Here is a 21,127-nt window from a genome sequence, read left to right on the forward strand (position 1 = left end):
CAGCCGGGAGGCCCGTCCCGCCCCCGCCCCGCCACCCCCTTGTCAGTGGGCGGTGTCGAGCCGCAACTCCCCCGGCTCCGCGAGCCTGGTGTGCCGGAGCACCGTCCGCCCGGGTCCGACCGCCGCGGCCACGATCGAGAGCGTCGCGAAGTGCCCCTCCGGCTCGACCGTGTCCCGGAGGATCGCGTCCCGGTCGTCCGGTGCCAGCGCGGTGGACCTGGCGAGCACCCCGAACCACGGCGCCCACCCGTCGTCCGGCGTGGTGCGCAGTTCGTCGGCCGGTTCGGCGGCCGGCGGCCCGGTCGGAGCGGGCACCGCACGGAAGGCGTCGAGCCACCGCCCGATCCGGGGTGCGGCCGGATCGTCCGGCTCCCCGTGCGTGACCATGTGCACGCCCGGTCCGAGCGCCGTCGTCCGGACGGCGGTGCCGTCCCAGGTGACGACCTCGGCGCCGTCGGCGGTGGCGCGGACCAGGTTGAACGCGCGGCTCGTCGGCAGGACACCGTCCGCGGCCGGGACGACCTCGTCGACGACCGCGTCCAGCGGCAGGGTCCCCCGGGTGGTCCAGGTGCCGTCGACGCCCGGGGTCGACTCCCACCGGTTGAGCACCACGGCCAGGCCGTTGCGGTCCGACGCGGCCAGCCACGCGCCTCCCGCCTGTTGGTCCCGGACGCCGACGACGCCGGTGTCACGGTCCGGCCACCACGCGGCCGGCGGGTCCCACGGCCGGTCCGGGGACTCGTCCCGGAGCGCCAGGACGGTCACGGGCCACGCCGCGCCGGGATCGACACGGACGACGACGGTGCACATGGGGCCGATCCTGCCACCCGCACTCCGGGAACCGACCCGGCGGCCTGCGGAGCCGCCCGGGTAGCGTGAGCGCTGTGAACGACGCAGCCACGCAGCCCGCCCGTCCCCGCACCGTCGTCGTCGGCATCACCGGCGGGATCGCCGCCTACAAGGCCGTCGGCGTCGTCCGGGACCTGGTCAAGCGCGGCCACGACGTGCACGTCGTCCCCACCGAGGGCGCGCTGCGGTTCGTCGGCCTGCCCACCCTGGAGGCCCTCAGCCGCAACCCCGTCTCGACCAGCGTCTGGGACGACGTCGCCGAGGTCCGACACGTCGCGCTCGGCCGTCGCGCCGACCTCGTCGTGATCGCGCCCGCCACCGCCGACAGCCTGGCCAAGATGGCCGCCGGGCTCGCCGGCGACCTGCTCGGCACCACCCTGCTGGCCACCGAAGCCCCTGTCGTCGTCGCCCCCGCCATGCACCCGCAGATGTGGGAGCACCCCGCGACCCGGGCGAACCTCGCCACCCTCCGGGCCCGCGGCGTGCACGTCGTCGGGCCGGTCGTCGGCGCGCTCACCGGGGACGACGCCGGCATCGGTCGGATGTCCGAGCCGGAGGACATCGTCGTCGCGGCACTCGCGATGCTCGAGGCCGCCGAAGCGCCGGACCGCACCGGCTCGCTCGACGCCGTGCCGAGCCTCCACACCGACGCCCGGGGCGAGCAGGGCGACCTGGCCGGCGTCCGTGTCGTGGTCAGCGCCGGTGGCACCCGCGAGCCCCTCGACCCGGTCCGCTTCGTCGGCAACCGGTCGAGCGGCCGGCAAGGGGTGGCGCTCGCCGCCGAGGCCGCCCGCCGAGGTGCCGACGTCACCCTCGTCGCCGCGAACACCGATCCCGGCCTCACCGAGGGGTTGCCGGTCCGCATCGTCCGGGTCGGGTCCGCGCAGGAGCTCGCCGCCGCCATGCACGCCGAAGCACCGGATGCGGACGTCCTGGTGATGACCGCGGCGGTCGCCGATTACCGACCGGCCGAGGTGCTCGAGTCGAAGCTCAAGAAGGAGCAGCAGGGCGACCGGATGACCCTCGAGCTTGTGAAGAACCCCGACGTCCTCGCCGAACTCGTCGCCGCACGCCGGGTCGGGCAGGTGATCGTGGGCTTCGCGGCGGAGACCGAACCCGACCGCGAGGCGCGCCTCGAACTCGGCCGTGCCAAGATCGCCCGGAAGCCGGCCGACCTGCTCGTCGTGAACCACGTCGGGTGGTCGCACGGGTTCGAGCGCGAGGAGAACGCCATCGAGGTGCTCGTCCCCGGCGGCGCGGTCGTCCGCGAGACCTCGGGCACGAAGGCCGAGGTGGCCACGGCGGTGCTCGACCTGGTCGCGACCGCGCTGACCTGAGCGCACCCGCGCTCCCCTGGACCGGACCTGGGCGTGGACGGTGTGCGGTCGGGCACGATGGGGCGATGCGACGCCGGACCGAACGCGCACGACGTGCCAGGAGGACCGCCGGTGTCCTCGCCCTCCTCCTGGGCGGCGCCGGGGTGACCCACTTCCTCCGTCCCCGAGGCTACGACCGGATCGTCCCGGAGGCCCTGCCGCCCCGGACCACGACGCTCGTCTCGGGTCTCGCCGAGCTCGGCATCGCCGCCGGTCTCCTCGTCCCCGCGACCCGGCGACGCGCGGGCTGGGCGGCGGCCGCCCTCTTCCTCGCGGTGTTCCCCGCCAACCTGAAGATGGCGAGCGACCTGCTCGAGCACCCACGGGCCTCCCGGGCGGCACGCCTGATCGCGGTCCTCCGGCTACCGCTGCAGGCGCCGCTCGTCGCGTCGGCGGTCCGCGTCGCCCGGCACGCCCCACGCCGATGACCGACGACGGCCAGGAGCCGCCGGCCGGCCTCGGGGCCGGCGACGCAGATCCGCGCACCCGTGCCGCGGTCGCGCTCCGACACCGGGCGGTGACGGTGCACGCCTGGGACGACATCGTCTTCGCGCACTGGCGGTGCGAGCCGGAGACACTGGCCCGCCTCGTCCCCCGGGGCACGCGGCCGGACATCGTGGACGGCAGCGCCTGGGTGGGCCTCGTCTCGTACGTCTTCCGCGAGACGCAGGTGCCGCCGTTCCCGCCGTCGACCCGCCTGGGCTCGATGACGGAGGTCACGGTCGAGGTCCTCACCGTCGACGACGTCGGCCGACGCGGCATCGCCTACCTGACCGTGGACACCCCGAACGTGCCCGCGATCGTCGCCGCGCACGCACTGCTCGGCGTCCCCTACACGTTCGCCTGGGCGCGCTCCCGTCGCCGTGGCGAGACCCTCGGCCACCGGTCGGTCCGCCACCCGGACCGGGTCCGGCACCCGATCCGCGCGGTCCGCCAGGCCCGTCGGACGGGAGGCACGACCGGCCCAGGCCACGCCGCCTCGGTCCGCGTCGTGGCCGGCGAGGTCGACCGCTCGGCGCTGGCGGCGGACCTCACGACCCGCGCCGGCATCCACGCGCGGCTGCTCGCTCAGACGCTGTACTGGCAGCGGCAGCACGCGCCCCTCACGGTGCGGTCGGCCCGACTGGAGCGCCTGGAGGGTGACCTCCCCGATGCGGTGGGGCTGCCCGGACTGTTCGACCGCGAGCCCGACTCGCTCCTCGTGGTGGACGGCACCACGGTCCGGTACGCGTGGGGGGACGTGGTCCGGTGAACGACGCAGCACGTGACCCGTACGGTCTCGACCGGTTCGTGGCCGCGCAGCAGGGAGTCCACGACACCGCCCTGGCCGAACTCGCGGCCGGGCGGAAGCGCTCCCACTGGATGTGGTTCGTCATGCCGCAGGTCGCCGGGCTCGGACGGAGTGCGACCGCGCAGCGGTACGCGGTGTCCGGACTGGCCGAGGCGCGCGCGTACCTGGCGCACCCGGTGCTCGGACCGCGACTGCGCACGGTCGCGGCGACCGTGCTCGACGCGCCCGCGACCTCGGCCGAGGAGCTGTTCGGCGGGATCGACGCGCTGAAGGCCCGCTCGTCGATGACGCTCTTCGCCCGGGCGGCCGACGACCCGACGCTGTTCACCGCCGTGCTCGACCGGTGGTTCGACGGGGCCGAGGACCCGGAGACGCTCCGCCTGCTCGGGCTCTGACCCCACGGGGCGTCGGAGCGCACGGGCCGCTGGGCCCACCGGCTCCGAGCGCGCTCGGCCCGGCAACCGTCCGGTACCACATCAGGTACGGTGAGCGGGCACCCGTCCTGAACCCGGAAGGCCTCCCATGCCGGTCCCCAGCAGCGCCCCGACCGAGCACAAGCTGCTCCGCGACACCGTCCGCCAGAAGATCCACGAGGCGATCATGGACGGCACGCTCGAGCCCGGGGAACGCCTGAACGACGACGAGCTCATCGCCTGGCTCGGGGTCTCGCGGACACCCATCCGCGAGGCACTCAGCCAACTCGCTCGTGCCGGACTCATCGAGATGGCACCGAACCGGTACACGCGGGTGACGACCCCGGACCCGGCCGAGGTGATCGAGGCCATGCAGACCCTCGGCGTGCTCTTCGGGGGCGTCGTCCGTCTGGCGGTCCCCCGACTCGGCACCGCGACACGCAAGCGGATCCTCGGCGCGCTCGACAAGACCATCTCCGAGCTCGAGGCGCACGACGTCCCGGCCGTGAACCGCGACGCGCTCGGGGTGTTCGCCCTGTACGTCGCCGAGTGCGGCAACGAGAACCTGCGGCGGGTCTGCCAGGACACGATGGACGGCCTGGCGTTCCGACTGCGCCTGCCGAACCTGGACGAGCTCCTCGACTGGGACCAGATGACCGCGGACTTCCGACGCCTGCGGGCGGCAACCGCGGACGGCGACAACGTCGCGGCGGAACTGGCGACGGAGGCGATCCACCTGCTCCCGGGAGCGAAGCGATGACCCGGACCCGCGGGATGTCCTGAGCGTCCGTACAGGATCTGATCGCCGTCGGTCGGTCGCGGCGGGCGGGCGGCGTGCCGGGCATCGGGCGCCGTCGGCCGAGACCACAGCCGTGTCCCCCGTTCGACGCGTGTTCCCCGACCGCTACGATCGTGCTCACCACCCGAACGACACCCGCGGAGCGACCATGACCGACCTCGACCCGGACCGCACCGAGGTCGCCGCACGCCTCGCCGCGGCCGTCGGCCGGATCAACCGGCGGGCACGCACCGACTCGGCCTCGCTCGGCTACGGCATCGTCTCGGCCCTGGCGTCGATCGTGCAGCACGGCCCCCTGCGCCCCGGCGACCTGTCGCGGATCGAGGTCGTCACCAAGCCCACGATGACCCGGATCCTCACCGAGCTCGAACAGCGCGGGTTCATCGTCCGGGACCCGGACCCCCGTGACGGTCGGGCCTTCATGGTGAGCGCGACCCGGGCGGGCATGGACGCCGTGGACGCGGCCCGGTCGCAGCGCACCGGCATCGTCGCCGGGCTCATCGCCGAGCTGTCCCCCGATGACGTCGGCTCCATCGCGAAGGCACTCGACGCCCTCGAGCGGGTCGCGCAGAGCCCGACGAGCCAGGCCAGCCCCGCACGCTGATCGCCACCGGCCCGTTACTGAACCGTTACCGGACGGTGGACCGACCGTTCGGGGAGTGGACACGGACCGGGCGCCCAGGATCGCGGGTCATCGTTGCCGCTTCGCCCCCGCGAGTGACGTGATCGTCACCGCCCGGAGGCGGAACGGACGGGCCCCACATCACCGTCCGGTCCTCCCCCGGCTCGCGGGTCCAAGCGACGACGCGCTGACAGCAGGTCCCCCACCCTCCTGCCCTTCCGGAGCCCTCATCGTCCCGCCGACGGTCGACGGGCACCGGTGACCGGCGTGCGCACCGCCCGTGCGCACGCCACGCCTCGACGCCCGCACGGACCCGCACCACGAGCCGGCCGACACCCGGAAACGATGACGAGAACCACTCCCCGCACGAGCACCCCGGCTCCCGGCACCCGCCGCGCAGCCCTCGACACCCCGTCCCGCCGGATGCGCCGGACCCTCCGTCGGCACGGCGTCCTGATCGCCGGCAGCGCGGCGGTCGTCGCGATCGCCGGCGGCGCCCTCACCATCACGCAGCCCGCACTCGGCGAGGCGCTCGGTGTCCCGAGCGCCACCGCGACGCCCCACCTGTCCGGCACCGACCTCGACCGGGCCCAGGCCGCCGCCACGATCTCGACGGCACGCACGGTCGTCCGGGACGCGAACGACGGAACCGACACCTCCCGGCTCGAACGCCGGATCGCCTCGCTGTCCGACTACACCTCGCTCTCCGGCTCGGCGCTGACCGAACGGATCGCGTCGACCGTCGACACCACGCAGGACGTCGCCCAGGCGAGCGCCGACCAGGACCACGCCGACGCACAGGCCGCCGCCGCACGAGAGGCGGCCGCGAAGCGTGCCGCGGACGCGGCAGCAGCGGCGGAGGCCGCTGCCGAGCGGGCCGCGGCGGAGCGAGCAGCCGCCGAGGCCCAGGCTCGGGTGAACACCCCCGCCGGCGCCCGGGCCGCAGCCGCCGCGCTGGCGTCGTCGCAGTACGGCTGGGGATCCGACCAGTTCCAGTGCCTCGACAGCCTGTGGACCAAGGAGTCCGGTTGGGACTACCGCGCGGTCAACGCGAACGGTGGCGCGACCGGCATCCCGCAGGCACTCCCCGGCTCGAAGATGGCCTCGATCGCGGCGGACTGGCAGACGAACGCCGCCACCCAGGTCGCGTGGGGCCTGCAGTACATCGAGGGCTCCTACGGCACCCCGTGCAGTGCGTGGTCGCACTCGCAGGCGGTCAACTGGTACTGAGCCGGACCGGGTGCCGATGGGTCCGAGCGTCGACGAGATCCGTCCGGTGTCGCTGCGGCTGCACGGTCCCCTCCTCCTGCTGACGGCGCAGATCGGCCTGCGTGTCGAGCTGCCAGGTGCAGAGTGGGGCCGCCGTACGGCAGGGTGGACCCATGCCCGTCGTCACCGCCGTCTGCCGCGTCGAACAGCTGCACCGCGACTCCGGCACGATCGGCATCACCGCCATCGACAAACGCCCGGTCGACGGGCCGGTCCGCGTCCGCCCGCTCGGGCTGTACGCGGACGTGCAGGCGGACCGCAAGCACCACGGTGGCGAGGACCAGGCCGTCTACGTGTACGCCGACGAGGACGCCGCGTACTTCGCCGAACAGCTGGACCGGCCGATCCCGCCCGGGCTGTTCGGCGAGAACCTCCGGACGACGGGTATCGACGTCACCGGCCTGGTCATCGGGGAGCGCCTGCGCATCGGCGACACCCTGGAACTCGAGGTCACGATCCCGCGGACCCCCTGCGGCACCTTCGCGCGCCGGATGCAGGTCGACAGGTGGGTCAAGCGCTTCGCCGAAGAGGGCCGTCCCGGCGCGTACTTCCGGGTCCGGCGCTCCGGTGTGGTCGCCGCGGGCAACGCGGTGACGGTGCTGGACCGCCCCGAGCACGGGGTCACGATCGGGCAGATGTCCGCCGGACTCACGGCGGAGCAGGCCACGGCGGTGCTCGCCTCGGGCGGCGGACTGGCGCCGAAGGTCGTCCGGGAGGCCCAGCTCGCCCTCCGGCGCGCAGCCGTCTGACCGCGGGCTCCGCGCTGACCCGGCGGGTTCCGCGCCGGCCCGGCAGTCCGGCGCTGGCCCCACGGGTTCCGCGCCGGCCCGCGGGTTCCGCGCTGGCCCGGCAGTCCGGCGCGCGTCAGGCCTGTCCGGCGCCACGGCCCGGGTCGTACGGGCGACGGGCACGCGGCAGGCCGGCGACGACGAGGTCCCAGGCGTTCGCGACGAGGTCCTCGACCATCTGCTCGTCGATCCCCTCCCCCGGCGACAGCGTGATCCAGTGCCGCTTGTCCATGTGCCACCCAGGAGTGATCTCCGGGTGGTCCCGCACCAGCGCGGCGCCGTGGGGTGGGGCGCACTTGAGGTTCACGATCGCCACACCGCGGAGCTCCGCGTTCATCGCGAACATCTTGTCCACGACCTTGTAGACGTCGGTCCCCTCGCCGAACGGCTGCGTCTCGGTCACGGCCGGCAGCGCCATCGCGGTCCGCGCGACGATCGTGTGCAGGGTGGTCCCGTCCATCGCACCAGGATGCCCGTTCCTGCCTCGTTGTGGGGGTGAAGTTCCCTCAATGATCGGCAGTACCCTCGTCGTGCCGCACGTACCCGACGGTCGGCGAACGCACCTCCAGGAGGAACCCGTGACGACCATTCGAACCCTCGGCATCGCTGCCGTCGCCCTCGCCCTCACCGTCGGCGGCGTCGCCGGCACCGCGACGAGCGCCTCCGCCGCGCCGAAGGCCTACGCCAACTGCACCGCCGTCAACAAGGTGTACTCGGGCGGGATCGCCAAGAAGTCCGTCACCCAGAACAAGGTGACCTCCGGCGGCAAGACCTCGTACCGCGCACTCAAGGGCACCGTGAAGAAGGACGACGCCCTCTACAACGCGAACAAGAAGATGGACCGCGACGCCGACGGGATCGCCTGCGAGAAGAGCTGACCCGGCAGTCCCCGGACGCCCGGGAGCTCGGCCTCAGAGCTCCGGTACGCCCTCGTGCCCGGACCGCGGACGTGCGGTGCCGGCGATCCCGGTCACGACCGAGTTCGCCGGCACGTCCTTCGTGACGACGGTCCCCGCGCCGATGACGGCGTCGTCACCGACCGTGATCCCGCCGATCAGCGCGGAGCCGGCACCCAGGACGACCCGATCGCCCACCGTCGGGTGCCGCTTGGAGTCCGGCCCCGGGCCTCCACCCCGACCGCCCAGGGTCACACCGTGGAACACGAGGACGTCGTCGCCGACCACCGCCGTCTCGCCGATGACGACACCGAAGCCGTGGTCGATGAAGAACCGGCGACCGATGCGGGCCCCGGGGTGGATCTCGATGCCCGTGAGGGTCCGCGCGACCTGCGCGAGGATCCGCGCCGCCGTCCGCGACCCGGGCAGGCCCTGCGCGATCCAGAGCCGGTGCGTGACCCGGTACGCCCAGATCGCGTGCAGCCCCGAGTAGACGATCGCGTTCTCGAGGTCCCCGCGCGCGGCGGGGTCACCGCGGCGTGCGGCGGCGAGGTCCTCCCGGACCGTCCGCAGCACGCCGCGGCGTGGAGCCGTCGTCACGCAGAGAGCCCCTCGAAGAGCACCGTCGAGAGGTAGCGCTCCCCCGTGTCGCAGACGATCGCGACGATGCGCTTGCCGGCGTTCTCCGGCCGCGCCGCGACCTGCAGGGCTGCGTGGATGATGGCACCCGAGGAGATGCCGGAGAGGATGCCCTCCTCCGTGGCCAGCGCGCGGGCGACCCGCAGGGCGTCGTCGAGCTCGACGTCGATGACCTCGTCGATCACGGAACGGTCGAGGACCTCGGGGATGAAGTTCGCCCCGATGCCGGCGATCTTGTGCGGACCGGCCGTGCCCTTGGTCAGGAGGGGCGAGTCGGCCGGTTCGACGGCGATGACCTGCACACCGGGGACGCGCTCCTTGAGGACCTGCCCGACGCCGGTGATGGTGCCACCGGTCCCGACACCCGCGACGAACACGTCGACGTGCTCCTCGGTGTCGCGGAGGATCTCCTGCGCCGTGGTCCGACGGTGGATCGCCGCGTTCGCGGTCGTCTCGAACTGGTGGGCGAGGATCGCGCCCGGGGTCTCGTCGACGATCTGACCGGCGCGTTCCACGGCGCCCTTCATGCCCTCGGAGCCCGGGGTCAGGACGATCTCCGCTCCGTACGCACGCATGACGGCCCGGCGCTCGACGCTCATGGTCTCGGGCATCGTGATGACGACCTTGTACCCGCGGGCTGCACCCACGAGGGCGAGGGCGATGCCGGTGTTGCCCGACGAACCCTCGACGATCGTGCCGCCGGGCTCCAGGTCACCGGACTCCTCGGCCGCGTCGATGATCGCGACGCCGAGACGGTCCTTGACGCTGGCGCCCGGGTTGTAGAACTCGAGCTTGGCGAGGACCTCGGCCCCGCCCTCCTGGGGCAGTCGGTTCAGCCGCACGAGCGGGGTGTTGCCGAAGGCCTGGGAGATGTTGTCGTAGATGGTGCCGGTCATGCGTTGCGTCCTCACGTCGGTCCCAGGGCCTCCATCCCAGGAGGCTCGGTGTGCGGCCTGATCTTAGCGAGCCGGCCCGGGGCACATCCCTGGTGTGACGTGCTGCGCGCGCGACGACGGGGCACCAGTTCGGGGGTGCGCCGGGAACCGCCGGTCAGCGGACGTGGGCGGTGCGTGCGAACCGGTCGTCGGTGGCCTCGAGCACGCGGAGCACGTTGCCGCCCGCCAGCGCCCGCAGATCACCGTCGCCCCAGCCGCGGCGGCGGAGCTCCTCGGCGAGCACCGGGTACCGCGAGACGTCGCGCAGGTCCGACGGCAGCACCGGCGTGCCGTCGTAGTCCCCGCCGAGGCCGATGTGTGCCGCACCCGCGACGCTGCGGGCGTGCTCGACGTGGTCCGCGACGTCGGAGACCGTGACGAGGGGCGGCTCGCCGGCGGCGCCGGACTCTTCCCAGTCGGCCCAGGCCCGGGAGACGAACTTCGGCACGAAGGTGAGCATCACCACGCCGCCGTTGTCGGCCAAGCGCGCGAGCACGTCGTCCGGCACGTTCCGGGGGTGGTCGTCGATCGCCACCGTCGACGAGTGGCTGAACACGACCGGCCGGGTGGCCACGTCGAGGGTGTCCCGCATCGTGGTGGGTGCGGTGTGGGACAGGTCGACGAGCATGCCGATCCGTTCCATCTCGGCGACGACCTCGCGCCCGCGGTCGGTCAGGCCTCCGTGCGCCCGGGCACCGGTGGCCGAATCGGCCCACGGGGTGTCGTCATTGTGCGTCAGCGTCATGTACCGGACGCCGAGCCGTGCGAAGTCGCGGAGGACGGCCAGGTCGTCACCGATCGAGTGCCCGCCCTCGGCGCCGAGCAGCGAGGCGATCCGGCCCGAGGCGATCGCCGCCCGCACCTCGGCGGCGGTCCGCGCGAGCGCCAGGTCGTCCGGGTAGCGCTCGATCATGCGATGGGCGAGGTCGATCTGCTGCAGCGTCGTCCGGACCGGGTCGGGCTCCTCGACCGGGACGAACACCGACCAGAACTGGCCGACGACCCCACCGGCACGGAGCTTCGGCAGGTCGGTGTGCAGCGATTCGGTCTCGGAGTCGATGCCCTCGACGCCGGACCCGTGCGTCTCGCGACGCTCCCACGGCAGGTCGTTGTGGCCGTCGATGACGGGGAAGGGGAGGGCGTCGAGGTCCATCCCCCGACCGTACCGGGCGAGGTCTGCCGGACGCGGTCTGCCGGACGGGGTCTGCCGGACGGGGCCTGCCGGGCGGGGTCTGCTCGGCTGCCGGCGTCAGATGCTGCCGGTGAGGGCCTGCAGGCCGAGGCTCGACAGCGACACCACGATCCAGAGCGACCCACCGAGGACCAGCGGCCGGAACCCGGCGCGGCGGAACCCGGCGATGTCGGTGGACAGGCCGATCGCGCTCAGGGCGACGGTGATGAGGAACGCGGCGACCATGGCGATCGCCGGGTGCGCAGGCCCCGGGATCACCCCGGTGGAGTTCACGGCGGCCACCAGCACGAAGCCGATGAGGAACCACGGCACGAGACGGAACACGCGGCGCGGTGACCACCTCGGTCGAGCGGGTGCGACGGCGGGGTCGATCCCGGTCCCGTCCAGCGCCACGTCCCCCGCTGTCGTCGCCGACCGCTCGGCCCGGCGCCCGACGAGCCACGCGAGGCCGAGGACCACCGGGATGATCATGAGCGTCCGGACCAGTTTCACGACGACCGCGAAGTCCGCCGCCCCCGAGCCGTAGGTGCTCGCTGCGGCGACGACCGAGGAGGTGTCGTTCACCGCCGTCCCCGCGAACAGCCCGAACGCGTGCTGGCTCATGCCCAGGGCGTGCCCGACCACGGGGAAGACGACGACCGCGGCCACGTTGAACAGGAAGATCGTCGACACGGCGTACGCGACCTCGATCGACACCGCCCCGATCACCGGGGTGACGGCAGCGATCGCCGACGCCCCGCAGATGCCCGTCCCGACGCCGATCAGGGTCCGGAGGTTGCCGACCACACCGAGCGCCCGACCGATCCCCCACGCTGCGACCAGGCAGATGACGAGGGTGCCGAGCATCACCGGCAGCGACTGCACCCCGACCCGGGCGACCTGCACGAGCGACAGCTGCGCGCCGAGCAGGACGACCGCGGACTGCAGCACGGTCTTGCTCGCGGTCGTGATCCCCGGCCGGAACACCTGACCCGGACGTCGCACCGTCCCGAGGACCGCGCCGATCACCACCCCGCTGACCGGCGCTCCGACGACCGGCAGGAACCGCCCGATCACGGTCGCGACCACGGCGATGCCGGTGGCGAGCGCGAGGCCGGGGACGAGCCTCCCGGCACGGTCGAGCGGAGTCGGGGCGGCATCGGTCACGTGACCATCCTGCCGCCCGTGCGCCAGGATCGAGGGGTGAGCGCTGCTTTCCGGATCGTGACCGACCTGCCTGTGCCACCCGAGCAGGCGTTCGCGCTGTCCCTGGACATCGGCGCGCACCTGCGGTCGATGGCCGCGTCCGGTGAGCAGGCCGTCGCCGGACGCACCGACGGGCTGATCGGGATCGGCGAGAGCGTGACCTGGCGTGCCCGCCACTTCGGGGTCGTCTGGCGGATGACGAACGAGATCACCGCCCTGGAGGCTCCCCACACGTTCGTCGACGAACAGGTGCGCGGACCGTTCGCCCGGTTCCGGCACCGGCACCGGTTCGAGGCGACGCCCACCGGGACCCGCATGGTGGACGAGATCACCTTCCGGGCACCGTTCGGTGCGCTCGGGCGGATCGCCGAGGGGCTGGTGTTGCGGCGGTACCTGGTGCGGTTGATCCGGGAGCGGAACCGGTCGCTCGCCGCCGAGCTCCGCGCCGCCGGCACCGTCGGAGGTCCGGGTGACGTCGATCAGGAGCCGGCGAGTTCGCCGAGCGTGTCGTAGGCGTTCGCCACCGCTTCCACCCGGGTGCGACCGGAGGGGCCGGAGGCCTCGTACACGTCGTTCGTGATCGCCGCGACGACCGCGAACAGCGCCGCCAGCGAGTCGAACGCCGAGGGCGAGTCGACGGGGCAGAGCACCGCGGTGGTCGCGGGCGCCGCGATGACGGCGGCGGTCGGGTCCCCGATGACGACGACGTCCGCCCCGGTCCCGACGCAGTGTCGGACGAGACGGTCGACCCCCGCGGCGTGCCGCCGGACCGTGACGATGACCACGAGGTCGCGGCGGTCGAGGTCGGCCACCTCCTCCCCCAGGCGCTGTCCCGGCGACGGCCCGACGCGGACGTCGGGACGGACCTGCGCGAGCTGCGCACGGAGCTGCAGCGCGATCGGGTACGCGCCGCGCTCGCCGAAGACCAGGACCCGCCGTGCGCGGACGATCCGTCGGGAGAGGCGCGGACGGTCGGCACGGGCGAGGGAGGCGAATGCCGCGTCGAGGTTCCGCGCCTCCACCGCACGCTGGTCGACGTGGGCGGCGTCCTCCGCCGCCCAGGGCAGGCCGGTCCCCCGCGCCGACATGAGGTTCTGGCGGACCTCGGCGGCGTCCTGGAACCCCAGCGACCGCACGAGCCGCGAGACCGTCGCCTTCGAGGTGCCGGACTCGGCGGCCAACTGCGCCGAGGTGCCGACCAGCAGGAGCTCGGGGTCGTGGCGGATCATCGCGGCGACCCGGCGTTCGGCCGGTGAGAGGCGCTCCCAGACCGTATCGATGCGTCCGCGGACGTCGGGGACGCTCATGCCTCCACCGCCGTCGTCGCAGGCGGGCGGGTGTCGCTCGACCGGGCGAGGTGCTCGATCGCTCCGACGAGCGCGTCGAGTCCGAGCGCGACGTCGGCGGCGGAGACGAACTCGTCCGGGTGGTGACTGATGCCGTCCGGGTTGCGCAGGAACAGCATCGCAACGTCGGTGACCCGGCCGAGGGACATCGCGTCGTGCCCCGCGCGTGAGAACAGCTCGAGCGGTTCCGGCTCACCGGTGCTGACGATGCCCGCACGGACGGCGTCCATCAGGTGCGGGGCGCAGAAGACCGCCGGTGCCCGGTGCACCTCGGTCGGCGTGACGTCCACGCCGCGCCGCGCCCCGATCTCACGGAACGCCTCGGCGATCTCGTCCCAGACACGGTCACGTCCGTCGTCGAACTCGCCGCGGAGGTCGACCGCGAACGTCGCGAGGCCGGGCACGACGTTGACCGCCCCGGGTTCGACGGCCATCGTGCCGACGGTGCCGATGTGCTGCTCCGTGCGACAGATCCGCTCGACCGCCAGGGCCGCCTCGGCAGCGGCGAGCAGGGCGTCGTGGCGGCGCTCGTACGGGGTGCCGCCGGCGTGACGCGCTTCGCCGACCGCCCGCACGGTGAACCGGCGAGCGCTCGCGATGCTGGTGACGACGCCGAGTGCCTGTTCGGCGTGCTCGAGGTACGGCCCCTGCTCGATGTGCGCTTCGAGGTACCCGACGAGCGAGGCGGGGTCGACCGCAGCCTGCCCGACCTGGGCCGGGTCCAGCCCGAACGACTCGAAGGCGGCACGGAGGGTGGTGCCGTCCCCGTCACGGAGGTCCCACCACGAGTCGTCCCACACGCCGGCGACCGCGGAGGACCCGAGCAGGGCCTTGCCGAACCGGGTGCCCTCCTCGTCGGAGAACGCGATGACCTCGAGCGCGAACGGCAGCTCGGCACGAGCCTGCTGCAGGCGCGCGGCGACCTCGATCGCCATGAGGACACCGACGACCCCGTCGTACCGGCCGGCGTCGACCACCGTGTCCAGGTGCGACCCGAGCAGCAGGACGGGTACGTCCGGCCCGGCTCGACCGGTCCGCCCGTGGAGGTTGCCCGCGGCGTCCTGCCAGGTGTCGAGCCCGGCGTCTTGCATCCAGTTGTCGACGACGGCGTTCGCGCGGGCGTGTTCGGGCGACAGGTACACCCGGGTGATGTGCCCCGCGGTCTCGCTGATCGCGGCGAGTTCGTCGCAGCGGGTGACGATCCGGTCGGCGGCAGCGCGAGCCGGAGCGCTGGCGACGGGGACCTGGACGGCCGCGCTCACGCGCGTACCCCGTCGCCGAGCTCGTCGTCGAGTTCAGCGTCGAGCTCGGCGTCGGGTTCCGCACCGTGACCGGCGTAGACGTCGAGCGCCGCGTCGACGCCACCGCCCTGCGGCACGGATTTCCCGCCGCGACGGAGGGACTGCTCGAGGGCGGCCAGGGTCGTCACGACGGCGTCCTTCCGTGCGTTGTAGCCCATCGTCCCGATGCGCCACACCCGTCCGTGCAGCGGGCCGAACGACGTGCCGATCTCGATGCCGTGGTCCTCGAGCATCGCGGAGCGGACCGCGTCCCCCTGGACCTCGTCGGGGATCTCCACCGCGACGACGTTGTGCATCTTGTGGCCGACGTCCCCGAACACCGTGAGACCGAGGCCTCGGACACCCTCGAGCATCGCGCGGCCGGCGCGGGCGTGCCGTTCGACCACGGCGTCGCGGCCTTCCTCGAGCAGGATCCGGGCGCACTCGTTCGCCGCGTAGAGCATCGAGGCCGCTTCGGTGTGGTGGTTGAGGCGCCGGGGCCCCCAGTAGTCGATGATCATCGCGAGGTCGAGGTAGTTCGACTGGATCGGGTGGTCGGACACCTCGTCGCCGGGCTCGCGGATGCCGGCCTCGACGCTCCGACGCCCGTCGAGCACCGCGACCGCTCGCGGTGAGAGCGACAGCGGTGCGCTACCGGAGGGGCCGCCGAGGCACTTCTGCAGTCCGGCGCTGACGGCGTCGATGCCCCAGGCGTCCACCTCGAGCGGGTTCCCACCGACGGAGGCGGTGACGTCCGTGTAGAACAGCACGCCGTGCCGTTCGCAGATCGCGCCGAGTTCGTCGAGCGGCTGGTTCATCGTCGTCGAGGTGTCGCCCTGCACGACGGCCAGGAGCTTCGGTCGGACCCGGATGATCGCGTCCTCGATCACCGAGGCCGGGAACACCTGGCCCCACTCGGTCTCGATCGTGTGCACCGTCGCTCCGGCGCGTCCGGCGATCTCGGCGAGGAGGTGCCCGAACCGGCCGAACACCGGGACCAGGACGCTGTCGCCGGGGGCGAGCAGTGAGACGAGGGCGGCTTCGATGCCGGCACGGGAGGTGCCGTCGACGAGGACGGTGGCCTCGTTCGCGGTGCCGAACACCCGGCGGTAGAGCTCCTGCGTCTGGTTCATCGTCTCGGTCATCCACGGGTCGTACTGCCCGACCAGCGGGGTCGAGAGTGCGCGGAGGACGCGGGGGTCGGCGTCGATCGGGCCGGGGCCCATCAGGAGACGTGCGGGCGGGTTCACGGGGTGCATGGTTGATCCTTCCGTTCCACGGTTGAGAGTAGTGGAACGCGCGTTACGAACGTGTTGCGGATGAAGAGGACAGGTCGATCGCGAGGTCGACCAGCGCGAGGTCGGCACCGGTCGGTCCGACGAGGCAGACCCCGACGGGAGCGTCCGCGAGGTGCAGCGCCGGCATGCTGACCGCGGGCAGGCCGCCGACCCCGGCGACGGACGTCATGCGGAGTGTGGCCCGACGGGTGACGAGCACGGCTGCGGTGTCGGCCGTGCGGCTCGGCGCGGGTCCGGGCACCGTGGGGAGGGCCAGGACACCGTCGTCGATCACCCGTCGGACCGCGGTCCGGAGTTCGACGAGGCGGACTCGCGCTGCCGATTCCTGCTCCGCCGTGACGGCCGCCGCGGCCGCGAACCGCTCGGCGACGTCGGCTCCGAGTGCCCCCGGGTGCGCAGCGACCCAGTCACCGTGGTTCCGGTGTGCCTCGGCGGCCTGGACGATCCGCAGCGTCTCGGCGAGGTCGTCCAGGTCGGGCAGCTCGACCGACCGCACCGGGCGACCGGTCCGCTCGACCCACGCCAGGAACGCGCTCCGGGTGCCGGGTTCGGCGGCGTCGAGCAACGCGTCGCTCAGGAGCAGCGGAGCCGTCCGGATCGCGCCGGCGTCGGCACCGCGCAGCTGCGCAGCGGTGTCACCGAGTGCGATGCCGACGACCTGCCGGAGCAGCTCGGGGTCACGTGTCAGCCAGCCCACCGTGTCGAAGGTCTGCGCGAGGGGCAGCACGCCGCTCCGCGATACGGTGCCGTGGGTCGTCCGGAGCCCCCAGAGCCCCTGGTACGACGCGGGCACGCGGATGCTGCCTGCCGTGTCCGTGCCCAGACCGAGGTCCGCCTGCCCGAGCGCGACCGCCGAAGCCGAACCGGAGGTCGACCCGCCACCGATCCGCTGTGGTGCCGCACCGTTCGGCGTCGTCCCGGAGTGGGCGTTCCGGCCGGCGAGCGCGTAGGCGAACTCGTCGCTCCGGGCGATGCCGGTCAGCTCGGCTCCGGCGTCGAGGAGCATCGCGACCGCGGGGGCGTGCTCGTGCTCGACGGCGGCTGCGGCCTGCCACGTCGGGTTGCCCGCGCCGATGACCTGCCCGCGGACGGCGAAGAGGTCCTTCACCGCCACCCGGACTCCGGCGAGGGGACCGGGGCGAGCACCAGGACCGGGACCAGCACCAGGACCGAGGTCAGCACCAGGACCGAGGCCGGCGTCGGCACCACCGCCGGGGACGAGCGGGTCGCCGAGCACGCGCCAGACGGACCGGTCGAACGCCGGCGCGCGTCCGGTGACGTGCGCCGTGCGGATCAGCCAAGCGCCGTCGGTCCGGCACCAGAGCTGGGTCTGCAGGCCGCGCCCGCCGTCGACGAACTGCGATTCGCCCACGACCAGCACGGCGTCCGGGCCGAGGACCTGCACGTCCACGCCGACCAGTTCCCGGCGGGCGACACCGCCGCGGGACGAGCGGAACGCGCTGATCTGCCCGTGCCCGCGCAGCAGGCCGGCGCCGTCGCCGCGCAGGGTGCCCGGGCCGGGTTCGAACAGCGCGTCGAGCACGGCGGTGTCGTCCCGCATCAGGGCCGACTCGTACTCGTGGAACGCCGACTCGAGGCCGGCGGGCCACGTCCCCGTCAGCCGCACGGCACCACCGCGTCGAAGTCCGCCTTGCGGATGGTCGCGTGTGCTCCGCAGACGAGGTCGACGACCTGCGAGATGCGGAAGTCGGTCGCGGCGCTGAGGTACGCGTACGCCAGGTGCTCGTCGACGCCCCACCGTGCCCGGAGCAGGGTGATCGCCGCCCGGACGCATCGGCGTACGGCTTCGTCCAGTTCGGCGTCCATGCCCGTCGGCACGAGGAACTCGGTCGTCTCGGCGATCGGACCGACCAGGGCACCGAAGCGCCGGAGCGCAGTGGCACGCGGGACCACGTCGAGGCGCAGGGTCAGGCGGAGCGAGGCCTCCATCGCGGTGAGGGCGACCTCGCCGTCGCCCTGGGCGAAGTGCGGATCGCCGACGTACACACCGGCTCCCGGCACCTGCACGGGCAGGTGCAGCGTCGCGCCGGCGGTCAGCAGGGCGATGTCGATGTTCCCGCCGTGGGCCCCCGGCGGGACGGAGTGCGGCCGGACGTCGCTGTCGACGGTGATCCCGACGATGCCGGGGAACGGTCGGAGCGGGAAGGTCACCACGCGGGGGCCGCCCGCCACCACCGGCAACCGGCCGTGGTCGACGCCGTCGCGGGTGACGACGTCGGCGAACACCGAGACGGGGCCGTCACCGCGCGGGAGCTCCCCGGGGAGCGCACCGCGTCCGTGCCGGTTCGAGATCACCCCGTACGGCACCCGAGGCACCGCCGCGAGGATCGCCACCGACACCACGTCGCCGGGTTCGGCTCCGGTGACGGCGATCGGTCGGGACACCACGTGCGGACCGTCGGCGGCGTTCCGGTCGAGATCCCGCACGATGTCGATCGCGTCCTGGAGCACGGCATCCGGTTCGACGCCGTGCCCACCGAAGAACGCCACCGGGTCGGACCCCTGGTCGGACAACAGCCCTTCGTGGCTGACGGTGTCGATCGTCACGACCGTGCCCGGGGCGACCGCGCGGACGGGGGCGTCGTCGCGGCTCGGCAGCTGCCCCCACAGGACATCGTCGGGTGTCGACCCGACGTGCACGTCGGCGGCGGTGCGTGTCTCAGCCACGGTCCACCAGCTCCCCGGCGACCACGTCCACCGTCGTGACGCCGTCGGTGGTGCCGGTGACACGCCGCCCGCGGAGCCACGTCTGGGTGACCCGGCCGCGGACCTGGAGCCCGTCGAACGCGGACACCGGGTTCCGGTGTGCCAGGGCGTCGACGTCGATCGTGGACTCGGCGTCCGGGTCGAACACGGCGAAGTGTGCAAGCGCACCCGGCACGATCCGGCCACGGTCGGTGAACCCGGCGAGCGCCGCCGGTCCGGTGGTCACGGCGGGCAGGACCGCCTCGAGGGGCAGCCCCCGGCGGGCGGCCTCGGTCCACAGCGCTCGGAAGCCCACCTGCAGGCCGGCGATGCCGCCCCAGGCGAGGCCCCAGTCGTCGACCTTGAGGTCGGCGGTCGAGGGCGAGTGGTCCGAGACCACCATGTCGATGGTGCCGTCGAGGAGGCCGGCCCACAGTGCGTCCCGGTTGGCGTCGTCGCGGATCGGCGGGCAGCACTTGTAGGCCGTGGCACCGTCCGGGATCGAGCCGGACTCGAAGGCCAGGTAGTGCGGGCAGGTCTCGACGGTGATCCGCACGCCGTCGTCCTTCGCCGCGCGGATCATCGGGAGCGCGCCGGCGTCGGAGAGGTGGAGGACGTGCACCCGGGCACCGGTCTCCCGCGCACCGTCGATCACGCGGGCGATCGCGGACCGTTCCGCCTGGACGGGTCGGGTGTCGAGGAAGTCCTGGTAGCGCGGGCCGAGGGCGTCGTGCTCGACGAGGTGGTCCGGGTCCTCGGCGTGGACGATGAGGAGCGCGTCGAGGGCGGCGACCTCGGCGATCGCGGCCCGGAGCTGCCTCGGGTCGAGGTGCGGGAACTCGTCGACCCCGGACGGGGCGGTGAAGCACTTGAAGCCGAAGACCCCGGCGTCGTGCAGGCCGGCGAGGGTGCCGGCGTTGTCCGGGACCGCTCCGCCCCAGAACCCGACGTCGACCGCGACGCGTCCGGCGGCGCTGGCCCGCTTGACCTGCAGCGCGGGGACGTCCACGGTGGCCGGGATCGAGTTGAGCGGCATGTCGATGACGGTGGTCACCCCGCCGAGGGCGGCTGCGCGGGTGGCGGACGCGAAGCCCTCCCACTCGGTGCGCCCGGGCTCGTTCACGTGGACGTGGGTGTCGACGAGCCCGGGCAACAGGACGTGGGCGTCGGGGACGGTCTCGTCGTGGTGCCCGACGACGTCGGTGTCGAGCGGCTCGACGGACGCCACACGCCCGTCGCGGACGACGATGGCGGCGGGTCGGAAAGCGCCGTCGACCCACGTTCGGCGGGCACGGAGCACGAGGTCGGCGGGCGTGACGGCGTCCGCCACCGCGGCGGTCTGGAGGCTCGTCATGCGTCCGCTCCGACCATCGCGCGGGCGCCGTCGAGCTCGAAGGACGCGAGCGCCCCGGTGAACCGTTTGGGCGGCGGCGGCGCGTACTCGCCGTGCTTGCCGGTGGTCAGCCCGAGTCGGACGAGCGTCTCGGCGAGGAGGGTCGTGGCGCTGACGCCGTCGACGACCGGGGCCCCGATCTCCTCGGACACCGACGCGCAGAACTCCGCCATCCCCGCACAGCCGAGCACCACGGCGTCGGCGCCGTTCGCGATCACCCGACGGCATTCGTCGACCACGAGCTGCCGGGCGCCGGAGGACGGGTCGTCGAGCTGCAGCACGGGCACCTCGCACGCCCGGACCTCGGTCAGCAGGGACGCACAGCCGTAGCGGTCGGCGAGCTCGCGTGCACGGCCGGTCGTCCGCTCGAGCGTGGTCACGACGCCGAAGCGCCGACCGAGCATCGCGGCGGTCCGGAACGCCCCTTCGGCGATGCCGATCACCGGGCCGCGGGCGATCTCGCGCGCCGCGTCGATGCCCGGGTCCCCGAAGCACGCGACGACGGTGGCGTCCACCCCGTCGCGCTCCCCGGCGAGCACCTGTTCGAGGAGCCCCGGCACGGCCAGCGCTTCCTCGTAGTGGCTCTCGATCGAGGCCGGACCCATGCTGGGCTGGACGGCTTCGATGACCGTTCCCGGTCCGGCGACAGCGGCTGCGGCACGGCCGATGGCCGCCGTCATCGAGACGGTGGTGTTGGGGTTGACGACGCGGATGCGCATCGTGGGTCCTTCCGGTGGAGCGGGTGGAGCGTGGGTGGTGACGATCCTCGCGGGCTGGTGGCGGGCCTCCCGGCTGTCCACAGGGGCACCTGCCGGAGTCGGTGCGGCGGTGCCCCTGTGCAGGGAGGGTC

Annotated in this window: 23 protein-coding genes; 10 read left to right on the plus strand and 13 right to left on the minus strand. The window is 73.6% G+C overall.

Annotated features, from left to right (window positions below):
- Positions 1-42: 42 nt before the first annotated feature.
- The gene (locus DEJ24_RS12805) at positions 43-810 is read right to left on the minus strand and encodes an NRDE family protein (RefSeq protein WP_111078948.1); all 768 of its coding nucleotides are present in this window, start codon (positions 808-810) and stop codon (positions 43-45) included.
- A gap of 74 nt (positions 811-884) precedes the next feature.
- On the opposite strand from DEJ24_RS12805, the gene coaBC reads away from it, so the two are divergent.
- From coaBC to DEJ24_RS12845, 8 genes are all read left to right on the plus strand, one after another.
- Positions 885-2,186 carry a bifunctional phosphopantothenoylcysteine decarboxylase/phosphopantothenate--cysteine ligase CoaBC gene (coaBC, locus tag DEJ24_RS12810; protein ID WP_111078949.1) on the plus strand — a complete coding sequence of 434 codons (1,302 nt, stop codon included), beginning with the start codon at positions 885-887 and terminating at the stop codon, positions 2,184-2,186.
- A 65-nt stretch (positions 2,187-2,251) separates the two neighbouring features.
- The gene (locus DEJ24_RS12815; RefSeq protein WP_111078950.1) at positions 2,252-2,653 is read left to right on the plus strand and encodes a hypothetical protein; all 402 of its coding nucleotides are present in this window, start codon (positions 2,252-2,254) and stop codon (positions 2,651-2,653) included.
- Entirely contained in the window at positions 2,650-3,477 is an 828-nt protein-coding gene (locus tag DEJ24_RS12820) for a DUF2071 domain-containing protein (protein ID WP_111078951.1), read from the plus strand. The genes DEJ24_RS12815 and DEJ24_RS12820 overlap by 4 nt, the downstream gene beginning before the upstream one ends.
- Entirely contained in the window at positions 3,474-3,911 is a 438-nt protein-coding gene (locus DEJ24_RS12825) for a DUF1810 domain-containing protein (protein ID WP_111078952.1), read from the plus strand. The genes DEJ24_RS12820 and DEJ24_RS12825 overlap by 4 nt, the downstream gene beginning before the upstream one ends.
- Positions 3,912-4,038: 127 nt before the next feature.
- The gene (locus tag DEJ24_RS12830) at positions 4,039-4,689 is read left to right on the plus strand and encodes a GntR family transcriptional regulator (RefSeq protein WP_111078953.1); all 651 of its coding nucleotides are present in this window, start codon (positions 4,039-4,041) and stop codon (positions 4,687-4,689) included.
- Positions 4,690-4,876: 187 nt separating this feature from the next.
- On the plus strand, positions 4,877-5,332 hold the full coding sequence (locus tag DEJ24_RS12835) for a MarR family winged helix-turn-helix transcriptional regulator (protein WP_111079028.1): 456 nt from the start codon (positions 4,877-4,879) through the stop codon (positions 5,330-5,332).
- A 363-nt stretch (positions 5,333-5,695) separates the two neighbouring features.
- On the plus strand, positions 5,696-6,580 hold the full coding sequence (locus DEJ24_RS16955) for a phospholipase (RefSeq protein WP_181436606.1): 885 nt from the start codon (positions 5,696-5,698) through the stop codon (positions 6,578-6,580).
- Between the two features lie 152 nt (positions 6,581-6,732).
- Positions 6,733-7,368, plus strand: a complete 636-nt coding sequence (locus DEJ24_RS12845) for an MOSC domain-containing protein (protein WP_111078954.1) — start codon at positions 6,733-6,735, stop codon at positions 7,366-7,368.
- 115 nt (positions 7,369-7,483) lie between these two features.
- Here DEJ24_RS12845 and DEJ24_RS12850 read toward each other — a convergent pair whose 3' ends face one another.
- Positions 7,484-7,867 carry an MmcQ/YjbR family DNA-binding protein gene (locus tag DEJ24_RS12850; protein ID WP_111078955.1) on the minus strand — a complete coding sequence of 128 codons (384 nt, stop codon included), beginning with the start codon at positions 7,865-7,867 and terminating at the stop codon, positions 7,484-7,486.
- Positions 7,868-7,985: 118 nt separating this feature from the next.
- Here DEJ24_RS12850 and DEJ24_RS12855 point away from each other — a divergent pair, with 118 nt between their 5' ends.
- Positions 7,986-8,285, plus strand: coding sequence for an excalibur calcium-binding domain-containing protein (locus DEJ24_RS12855; RefSeq protein WP_258374814.1), 300 nt, complete (start codon positions 7,986-7,988; stop codon positions 8,283-8,285).
- A 33-nt stretch (positions 8,286-8,318) separates the two neighbouring features.
- Here DEJ24_RS12855 and epsC read toward each other — a convergent pair whose 3' ends face one another.
- From epsC to DEJ24_RS12875, 4 genes are all read right to left on the minus strand, one after another.
- Entirely contained in the window at positions 8,319-8,903 is a 585-nt protein-coding gene (epsC, locus tag DEJ24_RS12860) for a serine O-acetyltransferase EpsC (RefSeq protein ID WP_258374815.1), read from the minus strand.
- Complete coding sequence (gene cysK / locus DEJ24_RS12865) at positions 8,900-9,838, minus strand: cysteine synthase A (RefSeq protein WP_111078957.1); 939 nt, start codon at positions 9,836-9,838, stop codon at positions 8,900-8,902. Before cysK ends, epsC begins: the two co-directional genes overlap by 4 nt.
- A gap of 154 nt (positions 9,839-9,992) precedes the next feature.
- On the minus strand, positions 9,993-11,030 hold the full coding sequence (locus DEJ24_RS12870) for a dipeptidase (RefSeq protein ID WP_111078958.1): 1,038 nt from the start codon (positions 11,028-11,030) through the stop codon (positions 9,993-9,995).
- Between the two features lie 96 nt (positions 11,031-11,126).
- The gene (locus DEJ24_RS12875; protein ID WP_111078959.1) at positions 11,127-12,215 is read right to left on the minus strand and encodes a YeiH family protein; all 1,089 of its coding nucleotides are present in this window, start codon (positions 12,213-12,215) and stop codon (positions 11,127-11,129) included.
- Positions 12,216-12,251: 36 nt separating this feature from the next.
- On the opposite strand from DEJ24_RS12875, the gene DEJ24_RS12880 reads away from it, so the two are divergent.
- A complete protein-coding gene (locus tag DEJ24_RS12880) occupies positions 12,252-12,767 on the plus strand; it encodes an SRPBCC family protein (RefSeq protein ID WP_111078960.1) in 516 nt (171 codons plus the stop codon).
- Here the strand turns inward: DEJ24_RS12880 and DEJ24_RS12885 are convergent.
- Genes DEJ24_RS12885 through DEJ24_RS12915 form a run of 7 tightly spaced genes read right to left on the minus strand, consistent with a single transcriptional unit; the run spans position 12,734 to position 20,996 of the window.
- Entirely contained in the window at positions 12,734-13,561 is an 828-nt protein-coding gene (locus tag DEJ24_RS12885) for a MurR/RpiR family transcriptional regulator (protein WP_111078961.1), read from the minus strand. The genes DEJ24_RS12880 and DEJ24_RS12885 overlap by 34 nt on opposite strands.
- Positions 13,558-14,862 carry an allantoate amidohydrolase gene (locus tag DEJ24_RS12890; protein WP_111078962.1) on the minus strand — a complete coding sequence of 435 codons (1,305 nt, stop codon included), beginning with the start codon at positions 14,860-14,862 and terminating at the stop codon, positions 13,558-13,560. The genes DEJ24_RS12885 and DEJ24_RS12890 overlap by 4 nt, the downstream gene beginning before the upstream one ends.
- A complete protein-coding gene (locus DEJ24_RS12895; protein WP_111078963.1) occupies positions 14,859-16,139 on the minus strand; it encodes an alanine--glyoxylate aminotransferase family protein in 1,281 nt (426 codons plus the stop codon). Before DEJ24_RS12895 ends, DEJ24_RS12890 begins: the two co-directional genes overlap by 4 nt.
- Before the next feature lie 43 nt (positions 16,140-16,182).
- Complete coding sequence (locus tag DEJ24_RS12900; RefSeq protein ID WP_181436613.1) at positions 16,183-17,805, minus strand: AtzH-like domain-containing protein; 1,623 nt, start codon at positions 17,803-17,805, stop codon at positions 16,183-16,185.
- Positions 17,796-18,866: an acetamidase/formamidase family protein gene (locus tag DEJ24_RS12905; protein ID WP_181436607.1), complete on the minus strand. Its 1,071-nt coding sequence runs from the start codon at positions 18,864-18,866 to the stop codon at positions 17,796-17,798. Before DEJ24_RS12905 ends, DEJ24_RS12900 begins: the two co-directional genes overlap by 10 nt.
- Positions 18,859-20,238 (minus strand): allantoinase AllB, encoded by a 1,380-nt coding sequence (allB, locus tag DEJ24_RS12910; RefSeq protein WP_111078966.1) that lies wholly within the window; start codon positions 20,236-20,238, stop codon positions 18,859-18,861. Before allB ends, DEJ24_RS12905 begins: the two co-directional genes overlap by 8 nt.
- The gene (locus DEJ24_RS12915) at positions 20,235-20,996 is read right to left on the minus strand and encodes an aspartate/glutamate racemase family protein (protein WP_111078967.1); all 762 of its coding nucleotides are present in this window, start codon (positions 20,994-20,996) and stop codon (positions 20,235-20,237) included. The genes allB and DEJ24_RS12915 overlap by 4 nt, the downstream gene beginning before the upstream one ends.
- Between the last annotated feature and the right edge of the window lie 131 nt (positions 20,997-21,127).

It is taken from the genome of Curtobacterium sp. MCPF17_001 (assembly GCF_003234615.1).
GTDB lineage: Bacteria > Actinomycetota > Actinomycetes > Actinomycetales > Microbacteriaceae > Curtobacterium.

What these genes read in the sequence shown, in the direction of transcription:
- DEJ24_RS12845 (WP_111078954.1), top strand. Translation starts at nt 6,733, where the DNA reads ATGCCCGTCGTCACCGCCGTCTGCCGCGTCGAACAGCTGCACCGCGAC.
- DEJ24_RS12915 (WP_111078967.1), bottom strand. Translation starts at nt 20,996, where the DNA reads ATGCGCATCCGCGTCGTCAACCCCAACACCACCGTCTCGATGACGGCG.
- DEJ24_RS12830 (WP_111078953.1), top strand. Translation starts at nt 4,039, where the DNA reads ATGCCGGTCCCCAGCAGCGCCCCGACCGAGCACAAGCTGCTCCGCGAC.
- allB (WP_111078966.1), bottom strand. Translation starts at nt 20,238, where the DNA reads ATGACGAGCCTCCAGACCGCCGCGGTGGCGGACGCCGTCACGCCCGCC.
- DEJ24_RS12870 (WP_111078958.1), bottom strand. Translation starts at nt 11,030, where the DNA reads ATGGACCTCGACGCCCTCCCCTTCCCCGTCATCGACGGCCACAACGAC.
- DEJ24_RS12815 (WP_111078950.1), top strand. Translation starts at nt 2,252, where the DNA reads ATGCGACGCCGGACCGAACGCGCACGACGTGCCAGGAGGACCGCCGGT.
- DEJ24_RS16955 (WP_181436606.1), top strand. Translation starts at nt 5,696, where the DNA reads ATGACGAGAACCACTCCCCGCACGAGCACCCCGGCTCCCGGCACCCGC.
- cysK (WP_111078957.1), bottom strand. Translation starts at nt 9,838, where the DNA reads ATGACCGGCACCATCTACGACAACATCTCCCAGGCCTTCGGCAACACC.
- DEJ24_RS12835 (WP_111079028.1), top strand. Translation starts at nt 4,877, where the DNA reads ATGACCGACCTCGACCCGGACCGCACCGAGGTCGCCGCACGCCTCGCC.
- DEJ24_RS12885 (WP_111078961.1), bottom strand. Translation starts at nt 13,561, where the DNA reads ATGAGCGTCCCCGACGTCCGCGGACGCATCGATACGGTCTGGGAGCGC.
- DEJ24_RS12805 (WP_111078948.1), bottom strand. Translation starts at nt 810, where the DNA reads ATGTGCACCGTCGTCGTCCGTGTCGATCCCGGCGCGGCGTGGCCCGTG.
- DEJ24_RS12850 (WP_111078955.1), bottom strand. Translation starts at nt 7,867, where the DNA reads ATGGACGGGACCACCCTGCACACGATCGTCGCGCGGACCGCGATGGCG.
- DEJ24_RS12820 (WP_111078951.1), top strand. Translation starts at nt 2,650, where the DNA reads ATGACCGACGACGGCCAGGAGCCGCCGGCCGGCCTCGGGGCCGGCGAC.
- DEJ24_RS12895 (WP_111078963.1), bottom strand. Translation starts at nt 16,139, where the DNA reads ATGCACCCCGTGAACCCGCCCGCACGTCTCCTGATGGGCCCCGGCCCG.